Genomic DNA, 25,839 nt, shown 5'->3' with positions numbered 1-25,839 from the left:
AAATATAATCGATACCAAGATGGAAAAGAAAAAAACAAATAAAAAATTCATAGCTATAATAGGTAGTTTAGTACTATTAGGCGTTATATATGGTTCATACAAATACTTACATTCTTTATCTCACGAAGGCACTGATGATGCTCAAATTGAAAAATACATGACTCCTATTATCCCTAGAGTTTCCGGTTATGTGAGTAAAGTATATATCAAAGACAATGATTTTGTAAAAAAAGGAGATACACTTTTTACGATTGATCAAAAAGATTATCAGTTAAAAATTGACGAAGCTACAGCAGCATTGGCCGCAGCCGAAGGAAATTTTGAAGTTTCAAAAGCGGATGTAGGAAGTATTTTAGCTAATATTTCAGTATCAGATGCTAATGTAAAATCGGCTACAGGAAACATTCAAACTGCTAAAATCAAATTAGGTTTGGCAACCAATGATTTCAACCGTTACAGCAATTTGTATAAAAATCATACTATTACGAAGCAACAATACGAGCAGGCTTTAGCAGCCAAACAAGAAGCTGAAAATCAGGTACGTATTTTACAACAACAACAAAGAGCAACCGCTTTTCAAAAATCCGTTACACAGGCTAAATCGGTAGTATCAGACAAACAAATTGATGTCGCTTCGGCTAATATCAAAAAAGCACAGGCTTTATTAGAATCGGCTAAATTAAATTTAAGCTATACAGTGGTTACTGCTGCAATTGACGGACAGGTTTCTAAAATTGATATCCAACCGGGACAATTAGTACAACCGGGACAATCTTTGTTTTACATCATCAACAACAATGAAGCATGGGTAATTGCTAATTTCAAAGAAACGCAGTTAAACAAAATGGTTGCTGGTCAAAAAGTAGCTTTAAAAGTGGACGCTTATCCTGACTATGAATTTACAGGAACCATCACTTCATTTTCTCCGGCTACAGGTTCACGTTTTTCAATCTTACCTCCTGATAATGCTACAGGAAACTTTGTAAAAACCATCCAACGTTTACCGGTAAAAATTAGTATCGATCCAAGCAATGATATTGAAAAAGTAAAATTATTACGCCCAGGAATGAATGTGGACGTAGATGTACATATAAAATAACTGTAGAGGTTTAATTCAATTAGAAATCAAATCATTGTTATTTCCGGTTTCGGGCGTCCTTAGATTCCGCAGTCGAGTGTCAAATGTTTGAAGAATGCGTAAAAAGAAAAGCTGTTTGAGGACGAAGGACGAGTTCTTTTCTTTTAGCATTCGAAAACTAATTTGACCGACGAGGAAGCGTAAGACTTGATTTTTTTGTTTTTTTTTGATCAAGCAAAAAAGAAAAATTTACAATCAAAAACGGGTTATCGTCCCGATAGTTATCGGGACATTTTGCTTCATTTCATTACGCAAAACACTCGAACAGACGCTTTGACAATACACTTTAGAGTATAAAATAACAAACGGGATTAGACCAAAACAATAAAGTATAATAAATGGTACTAGCAGACGACGATTTAGTAGAATATGGCTTTAGAAGGGTTATCATCACAATAACCGCGGTACTTTGTGCCTTGCTGGAAATTGTAGATACCACTATTGTCAATGTGGCTTTGACTGACATGAGAGGAAGTCTGGGAGCTACCTTAACGGATGTAGCCTGGGTTATTACAGCCTATGCCATTGCAAACGTTATTGTAATCCCCATGACAAGCTGGCTTTCGCAACAATTTGGAAGACGTAATTATTTTGCTGTATCGATCATCATATTTACGGTTTCTTCTTTCTTGTGTGGAAACGCATCGAATATTTGGGAATTAGTAGTTTTCCGATTCATACAAGGTTTAGGTGGAGGAGCTTTATTAGTAACCGCTCAAACGATTATCACCGAAAGTTATCCAGTAGCCAAACGAGGAATGGCACAGGCTATCTACGGAATGGGTGTAATTGTAGGACCTACATTAGGACCACCTTTAGGAGGTTATTTAGTAGATAATTTTTCATGGCCTTATATTTTTTACATCAACATTCCATTAGGGATTATTGCAACACTTTTAACATTGAGCTTTGTAAGAAGTCCAAAATATGGTGAAAAATTAAAATCCAATCAGGTGGATTGGTATGGAATCATACTCTTAGCAACCTTTATTGGTTCATTACAGTTTGTTTTAGAACACGGTCAGCAAGACGATTGGTTTAATGACAATTTGATAATAACGCTTAGTGTAGTTTCACTTTTTGGATTAATTCTTTTTATCTGGAGACAATTAGTTTACAAATATCCTATTGTTAATTTAAAAGTTTTAAAAGACGGAAATCTTCGAATTGGTACGATCATGAGTTTCATTATGGGATTTGGATTGTACGGTTCTACCTTGATTATTCCTATCTATACGCAGTCCATTTTAGGCTGGACAGCTACAGATGCTGGTTTGTTATTAATTCCGGGATCTATTACTACGGCGATTATGATGCCTTTTGTGGGAAGAATGATTCAAAAAGGAGTTCCTCAAAGTTATATGGTAGCCGTAGGTTTTCTGATCTTTTTCATTTTTACGCTAACAATGTATTACAATATGACTCCGGATACCGGTGTCGAACATATGTATTGGCCTTTAATTTTAAGAGGAATTGGTTTAGGACTTTTATTTGTACCAATTACCACCCTTTCTCTTTCTACACTTAAAGGGAAACATATTGGTGAAGGGGCTGCTTTTACCGGAATGATGCGACAATTAGGAGGTTCCTTTGGTATTGCGATTATAACCACATTTATCACCCGATTAACGCAATCACATCGTGTGAATTTGGTAGGCAATTTAGACGGAAGTTCGTTTGAAGTACAACAAAGAGTAGCTCAAATGCAAAAAGGATTTATGGCTAAAGGATTTTCTGTAAATGAATCTCTGGATAAAGCCTATCAGGTACTAGATTTTTCAGTAATGAAACAAAGCACTGTACTAGCTTATATGGATATTTTCCTTTATTTAGGTTTACTGTTTTTATGCTGTATTCCTTTTATTTTGTTAATCAAAAAAGGAAAAACCCAAATCAATGCTGCCGATGCGATGCACTAATTTGAAGTTAGAAGTTGGAAACTGGAAGGCAGAAGGCAGAAGGCAGATTATAAAAAAAGTCGAATTCATGTGAATTCGACTTTTTTTATTCTTTTTTCTTGCTTCTAAAAACTTACCTGGTAAAAACCAAATGATTTCCTTTGGATAAATTAGCATCAAACTGATAACCTTCATAATTAAATCCTTTTAAATCATCAATGGTTTCGGCATTCGTATCAATAATATAACGCACCATCATTCCTCTGGCTTTTTTGGCAAAAAAACTAATCATCTTCAATTTGCCATCTTTATAATCTTTAAAATCCGGAGTAATCACAGGCACTTTCAAAGCCTTAGTATCAATAGCCGAAAAATATTCATTACTAGCTAAATTAATGAACAATTCATCCTTTTTCAATTCTTTATTGAGTGCATTGGTCAAAGTTGCTTTCCAAAAATCGTACAGATTTTTTTTGTCCTCAATAGGCAATTTTGTTCCCATTTCTAATCGGTAGGCCTGCATCAAATCCAGTGGTTTCAAAATCCCGTACAAGCCTGATAAAATACGAAGTTTGTCTTGAAGCACGTCTAATTTTTCTAATGGAATGGTATAAGCATCCAGTCCGGTGTAAACATCACCATCAAAGGTATAAACGGCTGGACGGGCATTGTCAGGAGAAAAAGGCGTTTTCCATTCTTTATTGCGTTGCCAGTTCAAATCGGCCAGCTTATCTGAAATAGCCATTAAATCAGACAAATCTTTTGGCGATTGCTGTTTTAAAACCTTATGAACTTGACGGGATTCCTTTAAAAACGAAGACTGAGTGAACTGAGCTGTAGGCAATTCTTTCTCAAAATTTAATGATTTGGCGGGTGATATTACTATTTTCATAAAATGGTTTTGACATTTTTTAACCAATTCAAAAATACTAATTGCAAACAAATTAACACCTAAAGCTTTTAATAAATATAGTATTTCGTTATTTTTGTGGTTCTACTACTCTCTTTTTTATCTTCAAGAGAAATAATCTATACAAATGAGAAAAACAATTAAACGCCTTTACAGTACTGCTCTTTTTAAAGAATTTTTTGAAAATGAAAAATCCAGTGGATTAGTTTTAATTGGTTGCACGCTCATTTCTTTACTATTGGCTAATTCCTCCTTTGCGACCGAATATCTTCATATCTGGCATATGAAATTAGGTACTGAAAGTCTAGAATACTGGATCAATGACGGTTTAATGACTATTTTCTTCCTCTTAATTGGATTAGAATTAGAAAGAGAAATTTATATAGGAGAATTAGCAAACATCAAAGAAGCCTTATTACCCATTTTTGCAGCACTTGGGGGAATGTTAATTCCTGCCGGAATCTATTTGGCTCTAAATGTAGGTACAGCAGCACATTCCGGTGCCGGAATTCCAATGGCTACTGATATTGCTTTTGCCCTGGGTGTATTATCATTATTAGGAAATCGGGTACCATTATCGTTAAAAGTATTCTTAACCGCCCTAGCTGTTATTGATGATTTAGGAGCTATTTTAGTAATTGCTATTTTTTATACAAAATCACTTTCCTGGATGAACCTGGGTATTGCTATGGGCATCTTATTGTTTTTATTCATCCTAAACCGAATGAAAATCAAAAACCTAATTCCGTATTTAATAGGTGGTGCAATTATGTGGTATTTCATGCTCAACTCAGGAATTCACGCAACAATTACTGGTGTTTTATTAGCATTTGTAATTCCTTTTGGTGATGGCAGCAGCCGTTCAGTATCTTATCGATTGCAACACTATTTACATAAACCCGTTGCTTTTTTTATCCTTCCTCTTTTTGCTTTAGCCAATACAGCTATTGTTTTAGGAGATGATATTGTTGATGCGCTACATTTACATTACAGTATGGGAATTATGTTAGGTTTGGTTTTAGGAAAACCAATTGGTATCACACTCTTTAGTTTTATTGTCGTTACTATTGGCTTGTGTAAATTACCTAATGACCTGAACTGGAAAAAAATCATCAGTGTTGGTTTCCTTGGCGGAATTGGTTTTACGATGTCTATTTTTGTTACTTTATTGGCATTTGATGACCTACACATCATTAACAACGCTAAATTCATTATTCTGATTTCGTCTTTAATTGCCGGCTGCATTGGTTTTTTAGCCTTAAAACAAAATTTAAAAAACAAGAAACAACATGCCGTCTCTAATTAGGAAACTATTTGCTTATATCAACCTCAACAAAGGTGAAGAGGATAAAGCCAAGGTTTTAGAGAACGTAACTGCTAACATCTCTTTCCGAGGGTCTAATCTATGGATTTTAGCCTGTGCCATTGTAGTAGCATCAGTTGGTTTAAATGTTAATTCGACCGCTGTAATTATTGGCGCAATGCTTATTTCACCATTAATGGGCCCTATTGTAGGTGCCGGTTTTGGTTTAGGGACCTATGATTTTGAACTACTTAAAAGGTCACTTAAAAACCTATTTATTGCTACGATAGTGAGCTTAATTGTCTCTGCAATTTATTTCTATATCAGTCCTTTTAAAGAAGCGCAGCCGGAACTTTTATCCCGAACTTCTCCTAATTTCTACGATATTCTTATCGCTTTTTTTGGTGGAATTGTAGGTGCAGTAGCTATCACCCGAGTGGAAAAAGGAAATCCTATTCCCGGAGTTGCCATCGCTACAGCTTTGATGCCTCCTTTATGTACTGCAGGTTATGGACTAGCCACCGCTAGTTTTAAATTCTTTTTAGGAGCCATGTATTTATATGCAATTAACTGCATTTTTATTTGCATTTCAACCTTTTTAATCGTTAAATACCTGGCCTATCCTACAAAGAAACAATTGGACGAGCCTACCCAAAAAAAAGTAAAATATTACATCAGCACACTGCTAATCATTTTTATTCTTCCAAGTATTTACTTTGCTTATCTACTCTTTGAAGAAAAAAAATTCGAACAACAATTAGCTGTTTTTACTGAAAAAGAATTTACTGAAAAAGGGATTACCATTGTCTACCAAAAAACAAGATTCAATAAAAATCCAAAAATAATTGAACTGGGTTTCCTTTCAAAACGTTTTAGTGATTCTGAAATCAAAGATTTAAACAAAAGTCTGAAAGATTATGATTTGACCAATACTCAATTGATAGTTAAACAAGACACAACCGACATAAAAAGCGATATTTTAAACGAAATTAAGTTTAACAAATCGACTATAAGCCAAAAAGATGTTACCATTTTAAACCTAAAAAAAGAAATAGAAGCCAATCATTTCAACAACAAAGAACTGCTGGCTGAAATGAAAATATTATTCCCTTCCATTGAAAACATATCAATATCCAATCATATTTTCAACGAAAAAACCGATAGCTTAAAAATAGTTCCTGTACTCATTTATAAAAGTAAAAATGAACTGGATGTTTCGGAAAAAAAGAAAATCATGCAGTGGTTAAAACAACGATTAACTAGAAAACAAATCGAAATTTACCGCCAAAACTAATATCTTTATTGCAATAATAAAGAAACCCAATGGATTTATTTAGTCCCGAATTTGACCCAAATACCAATCTTTTGCCAAAAGATGGAACCGTGCTGTATTATGGGCAAATTATGGATAATACTTCCGCAGAATTTTACTTCAATCGTTTATTAGAAACCATCGAATGGAAAAATGACGAAGCTATTATTTTTGGCCAACTCATCACCACCAAACGAAAAGTAGCCTGGTATGGCGATAGCCATTTTAAATACAGTTATTCTAAAATTACCAAAGAAGCCCTTGACTGGACTCCTGAATTAAAGCAATTAAAAGCTCTAGTCGAAGAAAAAACAGGAGAAACCTATAATTCCTGTCTGCTCAACTTATATCATGATGGCAACGAAGGCATGGCCTGGCACAGCGATGGAGAAAAAGATTTGAAAAAAAACGGAGCTATTGCTTCGTTGAGTTTTGGTACCGAAAGAAAGTTTGCTTTCAAACACAAATCAACCAAAGAAACGGTCTCACTAATCTTGGATCGCGGAAGTCTTTTAGTTATGAAAGATGAAACTCAAACACATTGGCTGCATCGCCTTCCTCCCACTAAAAAAGTGACCAAACCCAGAATCAACCTGACTTTCAGGACTATTGTTAGTGATCAAACCTTAAACAAATAAACCATATACGTTTTTCTTAGTTGTTTTAAAAAAACTTATGTGGCTTATATGCTTTTAATTAATTTTCAAATTTCCTTCAATTAGACTACATAAAAACAACAATTTCTTAAAAAAATCTTCACTTTAATAACTACCTAAACTAATTAACAAAGCTTTTATTTTGTTTTTCAACAGACCTTTAGTATCTTTCACATCAAATTAACTAATTACAAAACCTTAAACATTTATAAAATGTTAGAAGAAAAGAATGATAACCTGTCACAATCTAATACGGAGACAGATGGAAATTTAGCAACTGATGTTCAAGCTAACACCGAAATGGCTAATGAACCAGCCCAAGCTACAACGGCGGAAGACACTGAAATTTTAGACAAGCAAAAAGCGCTAAACGAGATTGAAGCTTCCAATGCCGAAGAACACGAAGACGAAACAATCAAAGCACGTCATGAAATCCCAATGCTGGATTATGATACTTTGTCCATGGATAGTATTGTAGATGAATTGCAAAAACTGGTTTCTAATGAAAAAGTAATGTCAATTAGAGAGCATGTTGAAGAAATCAAAAAAGCTTTTTTATCTAAATACAACCATTTTATCGAAGAAAAAAAAGAGGAATATTATGCCGAAAACCCAGATACTACTGAGGAATTTCAATATCATTACCCTTTGAAAAACAAATTTGATCAATTATACAATTTATACAAAGACAATAAAAACACTCATTTTAAAAGTCTGCAAAACAACCTCAAAGCTAATCTGGAAACACGTTTAGCCATTGTAGACGAATTAAAAGAAATCATTAATCCTAACGAAAATATTAAGGATACCCTGAAACATTTTAACGAATTAAGAGAGCGTTGGAAAAATGCAGGCCCTATCCCAAAAGACAAATACAACCACGTTTGGAACAATTATCATTTTCACATCGAAAATTTTTATGATTATTTACACCTAGACCGCGAAGCCAGAGACTTAGACTTTAAACATAATTTAGAGCAAAAACAAAAAATCATTGCTCGTGTTGAAGAACTGCTTCAGGAAGTAGATGTAAACAAAGCTTTCCGTGAATTGCAGGATTTACACCGCATCTGGAAAGAAGAAATAGGTCCCGTTTCTAAAGAATTTCGTGATGAAATTTGGAATCAATTTAGTGATTTAACTAAAAAATTGCACGACAAACGTGAAGTCCTTTTTGAAAAACTGAGAGGAACAGAACTAGAAAACCTTGAAAAAAAGAAAGCTATAATCGCTCAAATTGAAGAATTAGCGACTATCAAAGTAAATGCGCATTCGCAATGGCTGACTCAAATTGAGAAAGTAGAAGCTTTAAGAGAAGCCTTTTTCTCAACCGGAAAAGTTCCTGCAGATGTGAATGAAGCAACTTGGGCCGCTTTTAAAAATGCCGTGAGAGATTTTAATGCTTTTAAAAACTCCTTTTACAAAGACATTAAAAAAGAACAAACTGAAAACCTGAATAAGAAAAATGCGTTGGTTGCCAAAGCAAACGAATTGAAAGACAGTGAAGATTTCGCAGCGACAACACCAATCATGAAACAAATTCAGGAAGACTGGAAAAAAATTGGTCACGTTCCTCGTAAATATTCAGATAAAGTTTGGGCAGAATTTAAAGAAGCCTGCAACCATTATTTTGATCGTTTAAAAGAACAAAAAAATGAGCATTTAGCCGAAGAAATGGAAGCTTTCGAAAAAAAGAAAGCCTATTTAGAAAGCATCAAAGAATTCCAGTTGATTGGTGATCACAAAACCGATCTAGACGCCATTAAACAACACATCGAAAACTGGAAAAGCCTGGGAAAAGTTCCATTTACACGACGCCACATTGAAGGTAAATTCAATAAAATATTAGACGCACTTTTTGAAAAACTAAGTTTAAGCAAGAAAGATTCGGATATGATGCGTTTTGCAAACAAACTGGAAAACCTTTCTGAAAGCCATGATAACAGAAAACTGGAAAGCGAAAAGATTTTCATCATTCGTAAGATTGAAGAAGTTCAAAACGAAATTTTCCAATTAGAAAACAATATTCAGTTTTTTTCCAATACTAAAAATGCTAAAAAAGAAAACTCCATAGTGTTAGAAGTTCGCAAGAACATCGCCATCCACAAAGAAAGCTTAGAAACCTGGAAAGAAAAACTAAAACAGCTTAGAAATCTGGGACAGGAAGAATAGTTATAGCAGAACGCAGATTTTAGATTGCAGATGCAAGAAGGAAGAAGCTAGAAGCAAGAAATCAGATATTAAAAATACCAAAAAGCGATTTTCAAATGAAAGTCGCTTTTTTTATAACCATTTCTCACAACTCATAATTCACAAAGTATGACAAATATCATTTCTACTACCGGACATTCCCATTACTTTTGAACTTGTAAATAATTGATTTATGAAAAATACGCTGATTCAAAAATACAATGTTCCTGGTCCCAGATACACCAGCTACCCTACTGTTCCCTACTGGAATGAAGCCGAGTTTACCTATCAGGATTGGGTTGACTCCTTTAAAAAATCATTTAAAGAAAGCAACACTAAAGAAGGAATCAGCCTGTATATTCACCTTCCGTTTTGCGAAAGTATGTGTACTTTTTGCGGATGCAACAAACGCATTACCAAAAATCACGAAGTAGAATCACCTTATATTCAGGCGGTTTTAAAAGAATGGCGTTTGTACTGCAAATTGCTTGATGAAAAACCAATTATCAAAGAAATTCATTTGGGCGGCGGAACACCAACATTTTTTTCGACTAAAAATCTGGAAGATTTAATCAACGGTATTTTTGCCTACGCAATTAAAGCTGAAGATCACGAATTCAGTTTTGAAGGACACCCTAACAATACCACCTATGCCCATTTGCAAAAATTATACGATTTAGGTTTTCGTCGAGTGAGTTTTGGGGTACAGGATTATGCGGAGAAAGTACAAAAAGCCATCCACCGTGAACAACCATTTCACAATGTTGCCAAGGTTACTTTTTGGGCCAAAGAAATAGGTTATACTTCTATTGGACACGATATTATATTTGGGTTGCCGTTCCAAACCATCGAAAATGTGGTAGATACTATCGAAAAAACCAAATCCCTGCAACCGGATCGATTAGCTTTTTACAGCTATGCCCATGTGCCCTGGATCAAAGGCAACGGACAACGCGGTTTTAAAGACGAGGACATCCCGAAAGATCAGGAAAAAAGAATCCTGTATCAAGTAGGTAAAGAATTATTACAAAAAAACGGCTATATCGAAATAGGTATGGACCATTTTGCCCTGCCTACAGACAGCCTGTACCAATCATTCAAAAACGGGGAATTACACCGTAATTTCATGGGTTACAGTTCATCTAAAACCCAGTTGATGATCGGGCTGGGTGTTTCCTCTATCAGTGACAGCTGGTACAGTTTTGCGCAAAACGAGAAGAATTTGGACGATTATTACCAATTGTTAGAATGGGACAAACTACCGGTATTCAGAGGACATTTGCTTACCGCAGAAGACCTCATCGTCCGCAAACACATCCTGAATTTGATGTGTCAGTTTGAAACCTATTGGGATACCAAAGACAGTTATTTTGAAGAAATTCCGGAAATACTGGAACAATTAAGCGAAATGGACAACGACGGCATTCTCATTATCAAAGAAAACGGTATTCAGGTGACCGATTTAGGCAAAGCCTATGTAAGAAACATTTGCATGGCCTTCGACCTGCATTTAAAACGAAAAGCTCCTGAAACCGCTTTGTTTTCTATGACGGTATAAACCTTTTGTCAGTTCGAGCGCAGTCGAGAACAGCCTGAACCTTCATATCACAAAACATTGTCAGTTCGAGCGCAGTCGAGAACAGCCCAAAACCTTCATATCACAAAACATTGTCAGTTCGAGCGCAGTCGAGAACAGCCCAGAACCTTCATATCATAAAGCATTGTCAGTTCGAGCGCAGTCGAGAACAGCCCAGAACCTTCATATCACAAAACATTGTCAGTTCGAGCGCAGTCGAGAACAGCCCAGAACCTTCATATCACAAAACATTGTCAGTTCGAGCGCAGTCGAGAACAGCCGAGAACCTTACTAAACGATACTACTCCATCCGATTTGTCCCCGCAGGTCGGATTTTTTTTCCTGATACGGTTCTTTATCCTTTAATTTCGAAAACAAAACGCTTGAAATTGAAATTAGTCTTTTCTCATTTGTAAGAAAATAATATATTTGTTAGAAACAAAAACGAAACAAACCTTCGTCAATCTACCCAATTTTGGGTGCATATACGAAGGTTTGTTTCGCTTATATACTATTTGGCAGTAATTTTATGAAAAACCAGATAACAACAGCAATTTTTCTAATATTTACGTTAATTTCTTGTAACAAAAAACAAGAAAAAAATGTAATGTCTTTAACTGAATTGAGAAATGAAAAAGTCTATAAAAATTTAGATAATTTACCAAATAATCTAGATTTAGTTTATCGTCTAGACTTATCAGAAAGTAATCTCAAAGAAATTCCAAAAATAGTTTTTAAACTAACGAACCTTCAAGAATTAAATGTTTCACAAAATAATTTAAATAATCTTGAAAGTCTTGAAAATTTAAAAAACTTACAGATATTGAATATTGGAATGAACGATTTTAAAACATTTCCTAAACAAGTTTGTGATCTAAAAAAACTTAAAATTTTAGATATTTATTGGACAGATTTTAAAACATTTCCAAATAGTTTTTTTGAAAATAATATAATTGAGGAATTAGATATGACAAGTATGTATGAATTTGATTTTGTTTCAAATTTGTCAAAAATTAATCAATTGAAAAAACTAAAAAGACTTAATCTTGGTTGCAATCAAATTCCAAACTTAACTCTTAAGTTTTCTGAACTAAAAAATTTAGAAGAACTTGGGTTTATAAGACAAGAAAAAATTAATGCTAAAGAACTGTTTAACAATTTGTCAAAGTGCAAAAATCTTAAACGAATACATTTAAGTGTTAATAATATTGAAACTCTTCCAAGTGATATTAGTTTTCTAAATAGTTTAGAAGAATTAAATCTGTATCAAAATAAAATAACAGAATTACCAAACGAAATTATTAAAATGAAAAACTTAAAAGAGATTACATTGATAGATAACAGAATTGACACTAACAAAATAAAAAAAATTGAGATGAAAATGCCGAAAGTGAAGTTCATCTATTAAAAAAACTACTGCCCCACTCTGCCGCACGAATCCTTTCGTGTGGCATAACGCAACTAATCCCTCTGGAAAAATAACACGCTGTAAGATTTGTTTTCTAATCCCAAATTTGTATTTTCGAATTTTTATCTAAGCTTACAGCGTGTGTCCTGCTCATGCAGGGCACACACACGGGCTACAATAGATTTGGGCAATTAACTTAATTTAAAAATGGTCTTGTATTTGGAATGTTTTGGCAAATCCGAAGATAAGGCTTAATTTAACCCCAGACCTCTTGTAACAAGGGAACGTTAGCGGTCAGGCTGAGAAAAAAAACGACAATGAACAAACAGAAAATCATAATAAACGGGAACAATTTTGCTGACTTAGAAAGTTTCTATGACGAAATTGACCGAGTATTGACTAAAGACCTCAATTGGCAAACAGGACATAATTTAGACGCATTTAATGATTTGCTTCGTGGTGGGTTTGGAGTTTATGAAAACGGAGAACCAATTAAATTGATTTGGAAAAATATTTTAAAAAGCAAAACAGACTTAGGACTTGATGCAACAAAAAAATGGTATGAAGAAAGAATCATTTTTTGGAAAGATGACGAAGTGAATCTTCAACATTTTGAAAACGGACTTAAACAATTAATTGAAAATAACGGACAAACTCTTTTTGACATTATTCTTGAAATTATATCAGAACACAAGCATATTGAATTTGAACTACAATACTAATCCCCACGCTGCCGCACGAATCCTTTCGTGTGGCATAATGCAACTAATACCTAGTTACGTAAATAGAGAAATCCTAGCGGTTACAAAGCGGTTTACTAGCTGATCCACTATCTGGTACACTCTATGATAAAAAACAATTCCTAAATAGATTTGATTTACAATCTTTTTCCTAAAAACTAAATGTAGATACAGCTGTTTAGGATTACTTCTCCCCTCCTACGAATAGCCCTTTTTAGGAGTTGTAAAGCTGATTTTGAAAACTTTTCAAAAAATAAATTCAATAAAAATAGACAGACCTGTCTGTATTTTTGTTTTTTTTATACCTTTGATAAAAAATAAGGAACTCATGAGTGCACCAAGAGAAAGAATACTAGAACAAGCCTCTGTTTTATTTCACCAACAAGGTTATAACAGCACTGGTATTAACCAAATTATAAGTGAAGCAAATGTTGCAAAGGCCAGCTTCTACCAGCATTTTAAATCTAAGGATGATTTATGTGTTGAGTTTTTGAATAGAAGACATGACTATTGGTTTAGTAAGCTTATTGATTTTACATCAAAATCAAAAAATCAAAAAGAAAAAATTATAAGCGCATTTGACTTTATCATACAAATGAATGAGAGAGAAAACTTCAGAGGTTGCAGTTTTCTTAATATTTTATCTGAAATATCAAAAGAACAAGAAAGCATATTAAGCGTAATCCAATCACACAAAAATGATTTAAGAGTATTCTTTAGTGAACTGATAAAAGATGAATTATTGGCAACACATATTTACCTGCTATTTGAAAGCGCTATCATAGAAAGTCAATTGTTTCAATCAAACGAAATTGTACATCAATCAAAAGCAATAACAACAAGTCTAATTTAAATGAATAACAAAATGGAACAGAAACATCCCCTTCCTCCTTTTACGTTGGAAACCGCAAAACAGAAAATTCAAATGGCTGAAGACGCCTGGAACTCTCAGAATCCAGAGAAAGTTTCATTAGCCTATACCATTGACAGCGAATGGAGAAATCGAAGTACTTTCGTTAATGGACGAGAAGAAATCGTAAAATTCCTTAGCGACAAATGGAAAAGAGAATTGAATTACAAACTCAAAAAAGAGTATTGGTCACATACAGATAATAGAATCGCAGTAAGATTTGAATATGAGTACCAAACAAAAGATGGAAATTGGTTTAGAGCCTATGGTAATGAAAACTGGGAATTTGACGAAAATGGGTTGATGAAAAAAAGATATGCAAGTATCAATGATCTTGAAATAAATGAGTCTGAGAGATATTTATAAAAACATATTCCAATCGATGATGCCATTTAGAAATGAATCCCCTAGCTTTTATCGTAAACTAATACTCGAAACCTCTTTTAAATAATTTAGAAGAGGTTCTTTTTTTATCTATTATAATTTAAATAAATCAAAAACAGACAATTAAAATAATATCTAAAAACAATAATAGTAAAATGAAAAAATACATTATCAAATTTAAAACTGTAGAAAAAAGCCCCAAACCAGTGACTTTTAAATTTTCGGTTTATTCAGGAATTGGAGGTTTTATAACCATTGCAATATTATCTTTTTTGACAAAAAACCTCCAAATACCGCTTATTATGGCGCCTTTTGGTGCAAGTTACGTACTGGCATTTGGTGTTCCTGATAGTCCTTTAGCGCAACCCCGAAACATTGTTGGCGGACACTTAATTTCAACATTTATTGGCCTCTGCTGTTTTTGGCTCTTTGGAAACGAATGGTACACACTCTCATTAGGAGTTGGATTAGCCATTAGTATAATGCTACTAACTAAAACCACACACCCACCCGCAGGAGCAGATCCTATAGTAGTTATTTTAGGGGCTTGCCATTGGGACTTTTTATTGAATCCTGTTCTATCAGGTTCTGCAATTATAGCTATTGTTGCTTTGCTTTTTAACAACATAAACCCTTATAGAAAATATCCAAAATACTGGAGATAAAACTTTGATAAAATAAAAGAGATATTACAAAACGAATAAAAAGTATCTTCAGCAACCTCAATTTCAGCAAAAAAACTGCAACAACAAAACAATCTGGTATTTTACCTCACATAGGCCGAATCGAAAACAAATCTAAATTTCTATCTTTATAAAAAATTGAGGTGTTTAATAAAAAGTAAGCGATGAGAAAAATTATTTCCTTTATGCACGTTTCACTGGATGGTTTTGTGGCAGGACCTCAGGGCGAAATGGACTGGATTACGATTAACGAAACAATTTTTGATCATGTGGGTCAACGCATCAGCCAGACTGATACTGCTATGTATGGCCGTATTACCTATGACATGATGGAAAATTACTGGCCTACAGCAGCTGACAAACCCAATGCCAGCAAGCACGACATCGAGCATTCACAATGGTACAGCAAAGCGCACAAAATTGTTTTATCCAAAACATTGAATGAAGCGCAACTAAATAACAGCACTATCATAAGTGACAACATTGCAGAAAACATCAACAACATAAAAAATCAGTCGGGAAGTGAAATATTGCTTTTTGGCAGCCCTACCGCTACCCATGCCTTGCTACAGGAAAACCTTATTGACGGTTATTGGTTGTTTGTTAATCCCATATTACTTGGACAAGGTATTCCCCTATTTGCCAATATCAAAGAAAAAACCAAACTCAAATTGGTCAACACCAAAGCCTTTGACTGCGGTGTAACCGAACTTAATTATATTCTCGACAAAGCATAATCAAAAATGAAACAATTCATTCCCTACAGTTACCTCCTATTTTTATCAATTTGTTTTAATGGATTTGCCCAACAGCCTGCTCCAAAAGTAGCATTGTCCACAGAAGAAAAAACATTGAACTCTCAGTGGCAAGGCAAAAAAGTGGCCTTTTTAGGCGATTCCATGACCGACAAACGTCGTGTAGGAACGACTTATGTGTATTGGGAATATTTAACGGAATTATTAGGAATCGAACCTTTTGTATATGGTATCAGTGGTAATCAATGGAACCACATTTACAAACAAGCTGAAAAACTACAGTCCGAAAAAGGAAGCGATATTGATGCTATTATCATCTTTGCCGGAACCAATGATTATATGCATAATACTCCTATAGGGGAGTTTTTTAGCGAAACCACCAAGCAAACCAATTTTAACGGAAAAGAAGTGAGCCGTAAATACCGCACTCCTATCATTAACGATACCACCTTTTGCGGAAGGATTAACAAAGCCATGTCTTTCTTAAAAAACAAGTATCCCAAACAACAAATTATTATCATGACGCCTATCCACAGAGGTTATGCTAAGTTTAACGACAAAAACGTGCAACCGGATGAGAACTATTGCAACGAACAGGGATTGTATGTAGAAAGTTATGTAGAAATTCTAAAAAAGGCAGCGGCTATTTGGACTGTTCCGGTTATCGATTTGTATTCTACAAGTGGATTATTCCCTATGGCGGAATCGCATGCGCAATATTTTAGTAAAAAAGACACAGATATGTTGCACCCTAATGCGGTAGGCGATTATCGTTTGGCAAAAACCATACAATACCAATTATTGGCGCTGCCTTCGGGATTTGTAAAACAATAAGCTAGTTCAAAAAAAAAACGGCTTCCTAAAAGAAAACCGCTTTTTCAATCTATTTAAAACTAAAAAAATCACTCAATGACAATTAGGATTAGCCTGTACAAACAAGCTCATCGTGGCCGGTGAAACATAAGGTATTCCTAGGCCTAATCCTCGTAAAATAAATAGTACTCCTATCAAAACCACTACAACAGGAATTACTTTTTGAATGCGGTTACGCATAGGTAAACTGATAAAAGAATGGAGATAAACCACAGCACTCATCAGCGGCACGGTTCCTAAACCAAACAAAACCATATACAACATACCGAAACTGATACTCTGCATCGCAATAGCGCCAAATAAAGCCACATACACCATTCCGCATGGTAAAAAGCCGTTTAGTAAACCAATCGTAAAAAGCGATCGATACGTTTTCTTCTTAAACTGATTTCCTAAAGCTTGTTTTACTTGTGAAATCAATCTGAATAAAGGTTTCGAAAAATTATATTGAGCAAAAGTTTTTTCGGGAATTAAGATAGCCAGAATCATTAAAACGCCAAGTATAACAGACATTTTTTGTTGCATTCCGGCCATGAAAAAACCTTTGCCCAACATGCCAAAAACAAACCCTATAGTAGCATAAGCCGAAATTCGGCCTAAGTGATAACTCAAAATTTGTGTTACTTTTTTAGCCGGATTGCTTCGATCTACAGGCAACATCATAGCTATTGGTCCGCACATTCCTATGCAGTGAAAGCTACTTAGTAATCCGAATATCAAAGCCGTGTAAAGCATTTTATTTGAAGTTAGAGGTTAGAAGTTAGAAGTTAGAGGTTTTGAAAACTCATAACTCATAACTTTTTTACTGTATATAAATCGGTTCTTTGGTCAGGTATTTTTTTCCTTCGTATTGCCATTCCATATTAATGTCCCACTGACCGCCTACCAATTTTGATTTAGGTATGAGCAAAGTTGGATTAGACAACGAAATCGGAGTATCGAAATCTAATTTTTTGTTAGACGGTCTGTATAAGGACACTATTCCTTTAATTTGGTTGGCTTTAAAATTTTGAGGAAATACAATTGTAATTCCTTCCGCTGTCTTGGTTATTACAGGTTTATGTTCTAAATCCTGCGCATTTTGCACTCGATCCATTTCTTCCTGAAAACGAGCATCATGCTTGTAATATTCTTCGACCACTAATTCGTTATCGTATTTAGAATTGGATTGTACTTTAATGACGAAGTACAAAATAAAACTTATAAATAATGCTATGGCTATTGCCAATCCTGTTCCCCAATTAATTTTTTTCATCATCTTTGCTTTTTTGAAGTAAACAATATTTAATTTGTTAGTCAAAACTTCTAGGGCTCAAAAAACTAGTACTGGTTGTTTCTATCTTTTTATCGCCGTTATACACTTCAATTTTTAACTTGGTTTTATCGCTTTCCAGCAAATATTTATTGATTTCAACAAATAAAGTTCCACTACTCATGCCCTGTTTAGGCACTTTAATTATTTGTTTTCCAACTAATTTCAATTCACCTTTGATATTTTTCAACTTAAAATGAAGCGCATTGAAATCATCATTGGTTTTGTTAATGATTTTGTAGGTAAACACATTACTGATATTTTCGCCTTTGTGTTGATACAACTGTCCCGGTAATCGTAATATGAGTGCTTCAACATCTGTTCTTAAAAACAAAAGACCTATTAACATTGCTACCAAAATACCCAGCACTGCAGTGTAGCCTTTCATTCTGGTAGTGAATTTAAATGAGGTTTTTTTCTCAATTTCATCCTCAGAAGCATAGCGAATCAAGCCTTTTGGCAAACCTACACTTTCCATAATGCTATCACATTCATCAATACAGGCGGTGCAATTCACACATTCTAATTGCGTTCCGTTTCGAATATCAATTCCGGTAGGACAAACATTCACACACTGGCGACAATCAATGCAATCTCCTTTACCGGTTAAGGCACGGTCTTCTTTTTTATTGAATTTAGCTCGTCCGGTTTCTTTTTCCCCACGTACAAAATCGTAGGCTACATTTATCGATTTATTGTCTAATAAAACCCCTTGCAATCTTCCGTAAGGACAGGCAATGATACATACCTGCTCTCTAAACCAAACAAAGACAAAATAGAAGATTCCGGTAAAAATGCCTAGAGAAATGAGTGTTTTCAAATGATTCAACGGATTATCTTCAACCATAGCAATCAATGCATCACTACCAATCAAATAAGCCAGAAAAACATTGGCAATAGCAAAAGAGATCAACAGGAACAGTAACCATTTAAGACCTTTTTTTCTAATTTTTTCGGCATTCCATTCCTGTTTTGCCAATCGCATTTGAGCGCCTCTGTCGCCTTCTATCCAAAATTCGATACGTCTGAAAACCATTTCCAGGAAAATAGTTTGCGGACAAATCCAACCACAAAATATACGCCCGAAAATAACCGTAAACAAAGTCACAAACACTACTCCGATAATCATAAAGAGTACAAAGAGATAGAAATCCTGTGGCCAAAATGGAAATCCGAAAATATTAAATCGACGTTCCAAAATATTGAACATCATAAACTGATTCCCATTCACTTTTATAAACGGATTGGCAACCAGAATTAACAACAATACATAACTAACTGTTTTTCGGTAGTTATAAAATTTACCGGAAGGTTTTTTAGGATAAATAAATTTCCTTTTTCCTTCGTTGTCAATGGTTCCAATACTGTCCCGAAAGCTTTCGTGACTAAAAGTTTCGTCGGCTAAATTTGACATTTTGTTTGGTTTTTATATACAAAACATTAGATTTTTTCACCATTAAGAAATTGTGTTTCATTAAGCATTTATAACTAATCTTAATTTCTTAATGGTTTATATAAAAACAATGTTTAAATCAATTGTTTTATTATTTTGCCGCTGTAACTGTAACAGCAGCTGCCGCTTCTTCTTTCCAAATTTCACCATCCGGTGCTTTTGGATCTTTAGGATTGCTTCCTTTTAAAGACATTATATAACTGGCTACTTTTTGAATTTCTTTAGGTTTTAATGTTCCTTTCCAGGAAATCATCCCTTTTCCGTCGCGCCCACCGTTAGTAATAGTGTGGAAAATATTTTTAATTCCGCCACCCAAAATCCAATGATCATCTGTCAAGTTTGGTCCAATTTGCCCTCCGGCATCGGCTCTGTGACAAGCTGCACAATTATTGGTAAATATTTCTTTCCCTATAGCTAAATCTCCTGCTTCTGTAAGTTGGGTTACGGTTTTTTCATCCATCAAATCAGGCGCATTTTTCATATATTCTTCTACCTCGATTTTAGCCTGAGCCAACTCTTTTTTCAACTCCATTTCCTGATTATCAGCCCCTAGCATTTCAAAACGCACTAAATAAATAGCTGCAAAAATGATACATGCATAGAAAGAATACACCCACCATGGTGGTAGATTATTGTCTAACTCTTTGATGCCATCATAATCATGATTTAACAACAGGCTTCCTTCTTCTTCAATAGGAACAGTCTTCGTTAATTTTTTCATCAGGTTTTTAAACCAGGCAGATTCTTTTAACGGTTTTTGCTCCTCGGCTGCTAATCGGGCTTTTTCTTCCTCAGGTAATAATTGATAGACAATATTATCGGCTGCGCTAACAACCATTTCTATGGCAATCAACAGTACTAAAACAACCACTAAGGCCACATCTACCATAGGGTATTTGATAAAAGCTGCTCTATCGCCTGAGTCTATAAAGTATTCTATTGCACCAAAGATGATGAAGAAAAATACTGGGACTCTTACATATGCTGGAATTAATTTTTTCATTTTACAAATTTTGAAATTATACTATAAACTGTCTCTCAATGGAATTTCGCTCATCTCATTGATTTTCTCTTTTTTATAGGAGAAAACCCAAAGTGCTAATCCCACAAAAAAGGAAAAGAAAATCAACAACGACAGTATTGGATAAATTTCCACTCCTGCTATAGTTTCCATATTGTGTTTTATTTGTTCAAACATTTTTTTTGAGTTTTTGAGTATCAAAGTAGCTTAGTATCAAAGTCAATGTAACTTTGCTGCTTAGCCACTTTGCTACTTAGTTACTTAATTCGTTTTCACTTTAATATCAGTCCCTAATCTTTGGATGTAAGCAATAAGAGCAACAATTTCTCTGTTTTTCATTGGAACAAATTGCTCTCCTCTGGCTGCTGCTTTCTTTTTACTTTCTTCGTAACTTTTTACAAAGTCAGGATCACTGTGCAAACTGCTTTCAATTTTTTCAGATTGCTCACTAATTGTTTTTTGGGCATTAGCAATATCATCATCTGTGTAAGGAACACCTAAAGTTCTCATGGTTTCCATTTTTGCTTCAATATCAGAAACATCCAATGCTTTGTTGTCAAATAACCATTTGTAACCTGGCATAATAGAACCTGCTGATGTACTTTGTGGAGACCACATGTGGTTAAAGTGCCAGTTATCGTTGTATTTACCTCCTACTCTTAATAAATCCGGTCCGGTACGTTTAGAACCCCATAAGAATGGATGATCATACACAAATTCTCCGGCTTTAGACTGAGGTCCGTAACGTTCTACCTCACTACGGAATGGACGAACCATTTGAGAGTGACAGCTCACACAACCTTCACGGATGTATAAATCACGACCTTCTAATTCTAATGGTGTATATGGTTTCACACTTGTAATCGTTGGGATATTAGATTTCACCATTATCGTTGGTACAATTTGGATAATACCTCCAATCAAAATCGCTACAGTTGCTAAAATGGTCAATTGGATAGGTTTTCTTTCTAACCAAGGGTGGAATTTTTCCCCTTTAATTCTTCCTGCACTAATTTTTTGTAAAGCCGGAGCTTCTGCTAATTCATCTTCTACAACTTTGTTAGCTTTAACGGTTTGATAAATATTATAAACTAATATGAACATTCCCGCTACATATAATGTTCCTCCTACCGCTCTCATCCAATACATTGGAATAATTTGCGTTACTGTTTCAAGGAAGTTACCGTAAGTCAAAGTTCCGTCAGGATTGAATTGTTTCCACATAGAAGCCTGAGTAAATCCGGCCACATATAATGGCAGAGTATAAAGGATAATTCCTAAAGTACCTAACCAGAAATGAACATTTGCTAATTTAAGAGAGTGCAAAGGTCCTTTAGTCATACGAGGAATCAACCAATAAATGATACCAAAAGCCATGAATCCGTTCCAAGCTAAAGCGCCTACGTGTACGTGAGCAATAATCCAATCTGTAAAGTGGGCAATAGCATTTACATTTTTCAAAGACAACATTGGTCCTTCAAAAGTAGCCATACCATAACCTGTCACCGCTACAACAAAGAATTTCAATACTGGTTCTTCACGAACTTTATCCCATGCCCCTCTAAGCGTCAACAATCCGTTAATCATACCTCCCCAAGACGGAGCAATCAACATTACTGAGAAAACAACCCCTAAATTCTGAGCCCAGTTAGGCAAAGCAGAATACAACAAGTGGTGTGGTCCTGCCCAGATGTATAAGAAAATCAAAGACCAAAAGTGAACAATAGATAATCGATAAGAATAAACCGGTCTGTTAGCCGCTTTAGGAATAAAATAATACATCATTCCTAAGAAAGGTGTTGTAAGGAAAAAAGCCACCGCATTATGTCCGTACCACCATTGTACTAAAGCATCCTGAACCCCTGCATACACAGAGTAACTTTTCATTGCAGAAACAGGTAAAGCCAAACTGTTAAATATATGCAATACCGCAACCGTTACAAATGTGGCAAGGTAAAACCAAATAGCTACATACAAATGACGCTCTCTTCTTTTTAAAATAGTTCCAATCATATTGATACCGAAAACTACCCAGATTAAAGCAATCGCAATATCGATTGGCCATTCTAACTCGGCATATTCCTTTGAAGTTGTGTAACCTAAAGGAAGTGTTACCGCTGCAGCCACAATGATTAATTGCCATCCCCAAAAGTTAATGTTACTCAAAAGATCACTGAACATTCTGGCTTTTAATAAACGTTGTAAAGAGTAATACACTCCGGCAAACATGGCATTCCCAACAAAAGCAAAAATAACCGCATTGGTATGTAATGGTCTTAAACGACCAAAACTCAACCAGGAAACTCCATCAGTCAGGTTAGGGAATAAAAATAAGATTGCTAATAAAAGTCCGACTGCCATTCCCACTACGCCAAATACTATGGTAGCGTAAATGAACTTTTTAACAATTTTGTTGTCGTAATAAAACTGTTGCATTTCCATAATTAAATTTGTTTTTCTTCTGTTGTTTGTATTCCTTTTTTGGCTTTTAAATTCGTTTCATCGTCAAATAACATCCTGACCGATGGTGTATAATCGTCGTCAAATTGCCCGTTTTTCACTGCCATAAAAAAAGCAATCAAAAAGGCGATAGCGACGAATATGCTAATGGTGATTAATAAATAAATGACACTCATACCTTAAAATTTTATACCCCAAAAGTAGAATCCCGCTTCCGGAGATTCTATGATATTTATCATGCTTTGGATTTTATTAATGAGAAAATATTTTATTATTTGATAATTTGGTTTTCACAAAAGAACCACCCCGCCCTCCGGACACCCCTCCAAAGAAGAGGAAGTCATGTAATTTCCTTAAATGATTGAAAAAACTACTGTTTTCTGCGTTCTGCGTTCTAACTTCTAACCCCTAACTTCTAACCTCTAACTTCTAACTTCTAACTTCCTCGCATAATAATTACTCATTAAAGTCACAAAACTCACAATAGTAATTGTACTCAAAGGCATGATAATCGCTGCTACCAGAGGTTCTAATTTGCCTGTTACGGCAAAAGTTAATCCCACCACATTATAGAGTAATGACAAGCCAAAACTCATTTTAATCACTAACATGGCTTTTTTAGAAAATTTTAAAAAATAGTTCAGCTTTTCAAACTGTGTAGCGTCTAAAATCGCATCACAGGCCGGTGAAAAAACATTCACATTTTCAGAAATTGAGATTCCTACATTACTCTGTGCCAAAGCTCCGGCATCGTTCAGTCCGTCGCCTACCATCATCACATTTTTGCCTGATGCCTGTAATTGTTTGATAAATTCCAGTTTTTGTTCCGGCTTTTGATTGAAAACCAATTCGGTTCCTTGAGGTAAAAGTTCCTCTAAAGCTTCTTTCTCGCCGGCATTATCACCTGATAAAACCTTCACTTCATAGTTTTTCTTCAAACCACTAAACAACTGCTCTAAGCCTTCTCTGTATTGGTTTTTAAAAACATATTTACCATAGTATTTATCATCAATTTGAATATGAACTGAAGTTTGCAAACCATTATTTTCTTCTAATTTTCCTGCAAATGCTGCCGAACCTATTTTTACAAAACTGCCTTCAACTTTAGCCTGAATACCTTTTCCGGTAATTTCTTCAAATTCACTTATCGAAATTTTTCCTATCTCAGGCAAAAAGTCATATAACATTCGGCTCAACGGATGGTTAGAACCTCGAAGTACGGCTTTAATTTGTGTCAAATTTTCCTCTGAAATTGGTTCTCCTTCATAACTAATATTCGACTTTTTATTGGTCGTTATCGTTCCTGTTTTATCGAAAACAATCGTATCTACTTTGGCTAACTGCTCTATTACTAGGGCATTTTTTAGATAAAATTTTTGTTTCCCTACAATTCGCAATACATTTCCAAGTGTGAAAGGAGCCGTCAATGCCAATGCACAAGGACAGGCCACAATCAATACCGCTGTAAATACATTGAAAGCAGTATTCACATCTTTAAAAATCCAATATCCAAAGCCCACAAAAGCAATTAACAACAATATAGGCGTGAAATAACGCGAAATGCTATCGGTGATGGTTTTGTGTTTTTGCTCCACATTTTTCTGGAACACATCATTACTCCATAATTGGGTCAGATAACTTTGAGAAACCGAAAACAACACTTCCATTTCGATTACTTTTCCCAGCTGTTTTCCTCCGGCAAAAACCTTATCGCCTGATTTCTTAGTAATCGGAATGGCTTCTCCGGTAACAAAACTATAATCGATAGCAGTGTGATCACTAATCAAAATACCATCCACCGGAATTAATTCCTGATTTCTAATCAATAATCGGTCGCCTTTTTGAATATCATAAACCGGCACACTTTCTTCGGTAGCATCCGTATTGATTCGGGTTACAGCAACCGGGAAATAGGATTTAAAATCTCGTTCAAAACTCAGGAAACTATAGGTTTTGATTTGGAACATTTTCCCTAAAAGCATAAAGAAAACCAAGCCTGTCAAACTATCAAAAAATCCTGAACCGTAATCCATCACAATATCAACAGTGCTTCGGATAAAAAAGACAACGATTCCTAAAGCAATCGGAATATCGATATTCAGCATTCCGGATTTGATACTTTTGTAAGCCGAAACATAATAACCGCTTGCTGAATACAGAAAAGATGGCAATGAAAGGGCGAAAATCAACCATCTGAAAAAAGGTCTGTAATTGTCCAGCCAATATTCTTTTACCTCAAAATATTCCGGAAAAGACAGCAGCATAATGTTTCCAAAACAAAAGAAAGCAACTGACAATTTGTATATCAAACTTCGATCGGCTTTTGCCTTTGTAGTCGCGTAATCTTCCAGACTGATGTACGGTTCGTACCCAATAGAACACAAGAGACGAACAATTTCGCTCAGCGAAACTTCATTAGAATTATAAACAATACGCACTTTTTTCTCGGGGAAATTAACCTGAGAACTGTTTATTCCTTTTTGAAGGCGTTGTAAATTTTCCAGAATCCAAATACAAGAGCTACAATGTATATGAGGAATGCTAAGTGAAACAATGGCGGTCGAATCCTCTTGAAATTCCAATAATTTCGAAACGATGTTTTCATTTTCTAAAAAATCATATTTTCCCTTAATCTCCTGCGGAGTGGCTCCAGGTGATTTTTCAAAATCGTAATAAGAAGTTAAATCATTCAGACTAAAAATTTCGTACACGGTTTTACAACCAGCGCAACAAAATGTTTTTGTGTCAAATAGAATCTCTGCTTCTTTTTCAATATCTAAACCACAATGGAAACAGTTTTGTGTATCCATAACTTTGCTCATTTTACCTGATACAAAGCTCTTGAATGAATCTTAAG

23 protein-coding genes are annotated in these 25,839 nt (G+C 34.9%); 14 read left to right on the top strand and 9 right to left on the bottom strand.

Going from position 1 to position 25,839, the window contains the following annotated elements:
* Positions 1-19: 19 nt before the first annotated feature.
* Together AAEO59_RS10820 and AAEO59_RS10815 are read left to right on the top strand one after the other, a co-directional pair.
* On the top strand, positions 20-1,099 hold the full coding sequence (locus AAEO59_RS10820; protein ID WP_341700758.1) for an HlyD family secretion protein: 1,080 nt from the start codon (positions 20-22) through the stop codon (positions 1,097-1,099).
* A 377-nt stretch (positions 1,100-1,476) separates the two neighbouring features.
* Positions 1,477-3,057 carry an MDR family MFS transporter gene (locus AAEO59_RS10815; protein ID WP_341700757.1) on the top strand — a complete coding sequence of 527 codons (1,581 nt, stop codon included), beginning with the start codon at positions 1,477-1,479 and terminating at the stop codon, positions 3,055-3,057.
* Positions 3,058-3,169: 112 nt separating this feature from the next.
* On the opposite strand, the gene yaaA is transcribed toward AAEO59_RS10815, so the two are convergent.
* Positions 3,170-3,928 carry a peroxide stress protein YaaA gene (gene yaaA, locus AAEO59_RS10810; RefSeq protein ID WP_341700756.1) on the bottom strand — a complete coding sequence of 253 codons (759 nt, stop codon included), beginning with the start codon at positions 3,926-3,928 and terminating at the stop codon, positions 3,170-3,172.
* Positions 3,929-4,073: 145 nt separating this feature from the next.
* On the opposite strand from yaaA, the gene nhaA reads away from it, so the two are divergent.
* The 12 genes from nhaA to AAEO59_RS10750 all read left to right on the top strand — a co-directional run bounded on the left by nhaA (position 4,074) and on the right by AAEO59_RS10750 (position 16,697).
* Positions 4,074-5,252: a Na+/H+ antiporter NhaA gene (gene nhaA / locus AAEO59_RS10805; protein WP_341700755.1), complete on the top strand. Its 1,179-nt coding sequence runs from the start codon at positions 4,074-4,076 to the stop codon at positions 5,250-5,252.
* Positions 5,236-6,543 (top strand): TIGR00341 family protein, encoded by a 1,308-nt coding sequence (locus AAEO59_RS10800; protein ID WP_341700754.1) that lies wholly within the window; start codon positions 5,236-5,238, stop codon positions 6,541-6,543. Before nhaA ends, AAEO59_RS10800 begins: the two co-directional genes overlap by 17 nt.
* A 29-nt stretch (positions 6,544-6,572) precedes the next feature.
* Positions 6,573-7,199: an alpha-ketoglutarate-dependent dioxygenase AlkB family protein gene (locus AAEO59_RS10795; RefSeq protein ID WP_341700753.1), complete on the top strand. Its 627-nt coding sequence runs from the start codon at positions 6,573-6,575 to the stop codon at positions 7,197-7,199.
* 231 nt (positions 7,200-7,430) lie between these two features.
* On the top strand, positions 7,431-9,389 hold the full coding sequence (locus AAEO59_RS10790; protein WP_341700752.1) for a DUF349 domain-containing protein: 1,959 nt from the start codon (positions 7,431-7,433) through the stop codon (positions 9,387-9,389).
* Between the two features lie 211 nt (positions 9,390-9,600).
* Positions 9,601-10,965 carry an oxygen-independent coproporphyrinogen III oxidase gene (gene hemN / locus AAEO59_RS10785; RefSeq protein ID WP_341700751.1) on the top strand — a complete coding sequence of 455 codons (1,365 nt, stop codon included), beginning with the start codon at positions 9,601-9,603 and terminating at the stop codon, positions 10,963-10,965.
* A gap of 547 nt (positions 10,966-11,512) precedes the next feature.
* Positions 11,513-12,391, top strand: coding sequence for a leucine-rich repeat domain-containing protein (locus AAEO59_RS10780; protein WP_341700750.1), 879 nt, complete (start codon positions 11,513-11,515; stop codon positions 12,389-12,391).
* Between the two features lie 317 nt (positions 12,392-12,708).
* The gene (locus AAEO59_RS10775) at positions 12,709-13,113 is read left to right on the top strand and encodes a barstar family protein (RefSeq protein WP_341700749.1); all 405 of its coding nucleotides are present in this window, start codon (positions 12,709-12,711) and stop codon (positions 13,111-13,113) included.
* Positions 13,114-13,459: 346 nt separating this feature from the next.
* A complete protein-coding gene (locus tag AAEO59_RS10770; RefSeq protein ID WP_341700748.1) occupies positions 13,460-13,984 on the top strand; it encodes a TetR/AcrR family transcriptional regulator in 525 nt (174 codons plus the stop codon).
* Between the two features lie 12 nt (positions 13,985-13,996).
* Positions 13,997-14,407, top strand: coding sequence for a nuclear transport factor 2 family protein (locus tag AAEO59_RS10765; RefSeq protein WP_341700747.1), 411 nt, complete (start codon positions 13,997-13,999; stop codon positions 14,405-14,407).
* Between the two features lie 173 nt (positions 14,408-14,580).
* Complete coding sequence (locus AAEO59_RS10760; RefSeq protein WP_341700746.1) at positions 14,581-15,090, top strand: HPP family protein; 510 nt, start codon at positions 14,581-14,583, stop codon at positions 15,088-15,090.
* Positions 15,091-15,272: 182 nt separating this feature from the next.
* Positions 15,273-15,845, top strand: a complete 573-nt coding sequence (locus AAEO59_RS10755; protein ID WP_341700745.1) for a dihydrofolate reductase family protein — start codon at positions 15,273-15,275, stop codon at positions 15,843-15,845.
* 6 nt (positions 15,846-15,851) lie between these two features.
* Positions 15,852-16,697, top strand: coding sequence for an SGNH/GDSL hydrolase family protein (locus tag AAEO59_RS10750; RefSeq protein WP_341700744.1), 846 nt, complete (start codon positions 15,852-15,854; stop codon positions 16,695-16,697).
* Positions 16,698-16,769: 72 nt separating this feature from the next.
* Here the strand turns inward: AAEO59_RS10750 and AAEO59_RS10745 are convergent, their stop codons facing one another.
* The 8 genes from AAEO59_RS10745 to AAEO59_RS10710 all read right to left on the bottom strand — a co-directional run bounded on the left by AAEO59_RS10745 (position 16,770) and on the right by AAEO59_RS10710 (position 25,792).
* Complete coding sequence (locus AAEO59_RS10745) at positions 16,770-17,471, bottom strand: sulfite exporter TauE/SafE family protein (RefSeq protein WP_341700743.1); 702 nt, start codon at positions 17,469-17,471, stop codon at positions 16,770-16,772.
* A 67-nt stretch (positions 17,472-17,538) separates the two neighbouring features.
* A complete protein-coding gene (locus AAEO59_RS10740; protein WP_341700742.1) occupies positions 17,539-17,991 on the bottom strand; it encodes a FixH family protein in 453 nt (150 codons plus the stop codon).
* A 37-nt stretch (positions 17,992-18,028) separates the two neighbouring features.
* The gene (gene ccoG / locus AAEO59_RS10735; protein WP_341700741.1) at positions 18,029-19,462 is read right to left on the bottom strand and encodes a cytochrome c oxidase accessory protein CcoG; all 1,434 of its coding nucleotides are present in this window, start codon (positions 19,460-19,462) and stop codon (positions 18,029-18,031) included.
* 130 nt (positions 19,463-19,592) lie between these two features.
* Complete coding sequence (locus AAEO59_RS10730) at positions 19,593-20,504, bottom strand: cbb3-type cytochrome c oxidase N-terminal domain-containing protein (RefSeq protein WP_341700740.1); 912 nt, start codon at positions 20,502-20,504, stop codon at positions 19,593-19,595.
* 21 nt (positions 20,505-20,525) lie between these two features.
* Entirely contained in the window at positions 20,526-20,699 is a 174-nt protein-coding gene (locus AAEO59_RS10725) for a CcoQ/FixQ family Cbb3-type cytochrome c oxidase assembly chaperone (protein ID WP_341700739.1), read from the bottom strand.
* An 84-nt stretch (positions 20,700-20,783) separates the two neighbouring features.
* Entirely contained in the window at positions 20,784-22,964 is a 2,181-nt protein-coding gene (gene ccoN / locus AAEO59_RS10720) for a cytochrome-c oxidase, cbb3-type subunit I (protein ID WP_341700738.1), read from the bottom strand.
* Between the two features lie 2 nt (positions 22,965-22,966).
* Positions 22,967-23,158 carry a cbb3-type cytochrome oxidase assembly protein CcoS gene (gene ccoS / locus AAEO59_RS10715; RefSeq protein ID WP_341700737.1) on the bottom strand — a complete coding sequence of 64 codons (192 nt, stop codon included), beginning with the start codon at positions 23,156-23,158 and terminating at the stop codon, positions 22,967-22,969.
* A 246-nt stretch (positions 23,159-23,404) separates the two neighbouring features.
* The gene (locus AAEO59_RS10710; RefSeq protein ID WP_341700736.1) at positions 23,405-25,792 is read right to left on the bottom strand and encodes a heavy metal translocating P-type ATPase; all 2,388 of its coding nucleotides are present in this window, start codon (positions 25,790-25,792) and stop codon (positions 23,405-23,407) included.
* Positions 25,793-25,839 lie beyond the last annotated feature (47 nt).

It is taken from the genome of Flavobacterium flavipallidum, from assembly GCF_038289905.1.
Taxonomy (GTDB): domain Bacteria; phylum Bacteroidota; class Bacteroidia; order Flavobacteriales; family Flavobacteriaceae; genus Flavobacterium; species Flavobacterium flavipallidum.
Note: the sequence above shows the minus strand (reverse complement) of the source record. Positions and strands in the feature narration are given on the sequence as shown.

Coding starts and splice junctions, on each gene's coding strand:
- AAEO59_RS10820 (WP_341700758.1), top strand. CDS start 20: ATGGAAAAGAAAAAAACAAATAAAAAATTCATAGCTATAATAGGTAGT.
- AAEO59_RS10815 (WP_341700757.1), top strand. CDS start 1,477: ATGGTACTAGCAGACGACGATTTAGTAGAATATGGCTTTAGAAGGGTT.
- yaaA (WP_341700756.1), bottom strand. CDS start 3,928: ATGAAAATAGTAATATCACCCGCCAAATCATTAAATTTTGAGAAAGAA.
- nhaA (WP_341700755.1), top strand. CDS start 4,074: ATGAGAAAAACAATTAAACGCCTTTACAGTACTGCTCTTTTTAAAGAA.
- AAEO59_RS10800 (WP_341700754.1), top strand. CDS start 5,236: ATGCCGTCTCTAATTAGGAAACTATTTGCTTATATCAACCTCAACAAA.
- AAEO59_RS10795 (WP_341700753.1), top strand. CDS start 6,573: ATGGATTTATTTAGTCCCGAATTTGACCCAAATACCAATCTTTTGCCA.
- AAEO59_RS10790 (WP_341700752.1), top strand. CDS start 7,431: ATGTTAGAAGAAAAGAATGATAACCTGTCACAATCTAATACGGAGACA.
- hemN (WP_341700751.1), top strand. CDS start 9,601: ATGAAAAATACGCTGATTCAAAAATACAATGTTCCTGGTCCCAGATAC.
- AAEO59_RS10780 (WP_341700750.1), top strand. CDS start 11,513: ATGAAAAACCAGATAACAACAGCAATTTTTCTAATATTTACGTTAATT.
- AAEO59_RS10775 (WP_341700749.1), top strand. CDS start 12,709: ATGAACAAACAGAAAATCATAATAAACGGGAACAATTTTGCTGACTTA.
- AAEO59_RS10770 (WP_341700748.1), top strand. CDS start 13,460: ATGAGTGCACCAAGAGAAAGAATACTAGAACAAGCCTCTGTTTTATTT.
- AAEO59_RS10765 (WP_341700747.1), top strand. CDS start 13,997: ATGGAACAGAAACATCCCCTTCCTCCTTTTACGTTGGAAACCGCAAAA.
- AAEO59_RS10760 (WP_341700746.1), top strand. CDS start 14,581: ATGAAAAAATACATTATCAAATTTAAAACTGTAGAAAAAAGCCCCAAA.
- AAEO59_RS10755 (WP_341700745.1), top strand. CDS start 15,273: ATGAGAAAAATTATTTCCTTTATGCACGTTTCACTGGATGGTTTTGTG.
- AAEO59_RS10750 (WP_341700744.1), top strand. CDS start 15,852: ATGAAACAATTCATTCCCTACAGTTACCTCCTATTTTTATCAATTTGT.
- AAEO59_RS10745 (WP_341700743.1), bottom strand. CDS start 17,471: ATGCTTTACACGGCTTTGATATTCGGATTACTAAGTAGCTTTCACTGC.
- AAEO59_RS10740 (WP_341700742.1), bottom strand. CDS start 17,991: ATGAAAAAAATTAATTGGGGAACAGGATTGGCAATAGCCATAGCATTA.
- ccoG (WP_341700741.1), bottom strand. CDS start 19,462: ATGTCAAATTTAGCCGACGAAACTTTTAGTCACGAAAGCTTTCGGGAC.
- AAEO59_RS10730 (WP_341700740.1), bottom strand. CDS start 20,504: ATGAAAAAATTAATTCCAGCATATGTAAGAGTCCCAGTATTTTTCTTC.
- AAEO59_RS10725 (WP_341700739.1), bottom strand. CDS start 20,699: ATGTTTGAACAAATAAAACACAATATGGAAACTATAGCAGGAGTGGAA.
- ccoN (WP_341700738.1), bottom strand. CDS start 22,964: ATGGAAATGCAACAGTTTTATTACGACAACAAAATTGTTAAAAAGTTC.
- ccoS (WP_341700737.1), bottom strand. CDS start 23,158: ATGAGTGTCATTTATTTATTAATCACCATTAGCATATTCGTCGCTATC.
- AAEO59_RS10710 (WP_341700736.1), bottom strand. CDS start 25,792: ATGGATACACAAAACTGTTTCCATTGTGGTTTAGATATTGAAAAAGAA.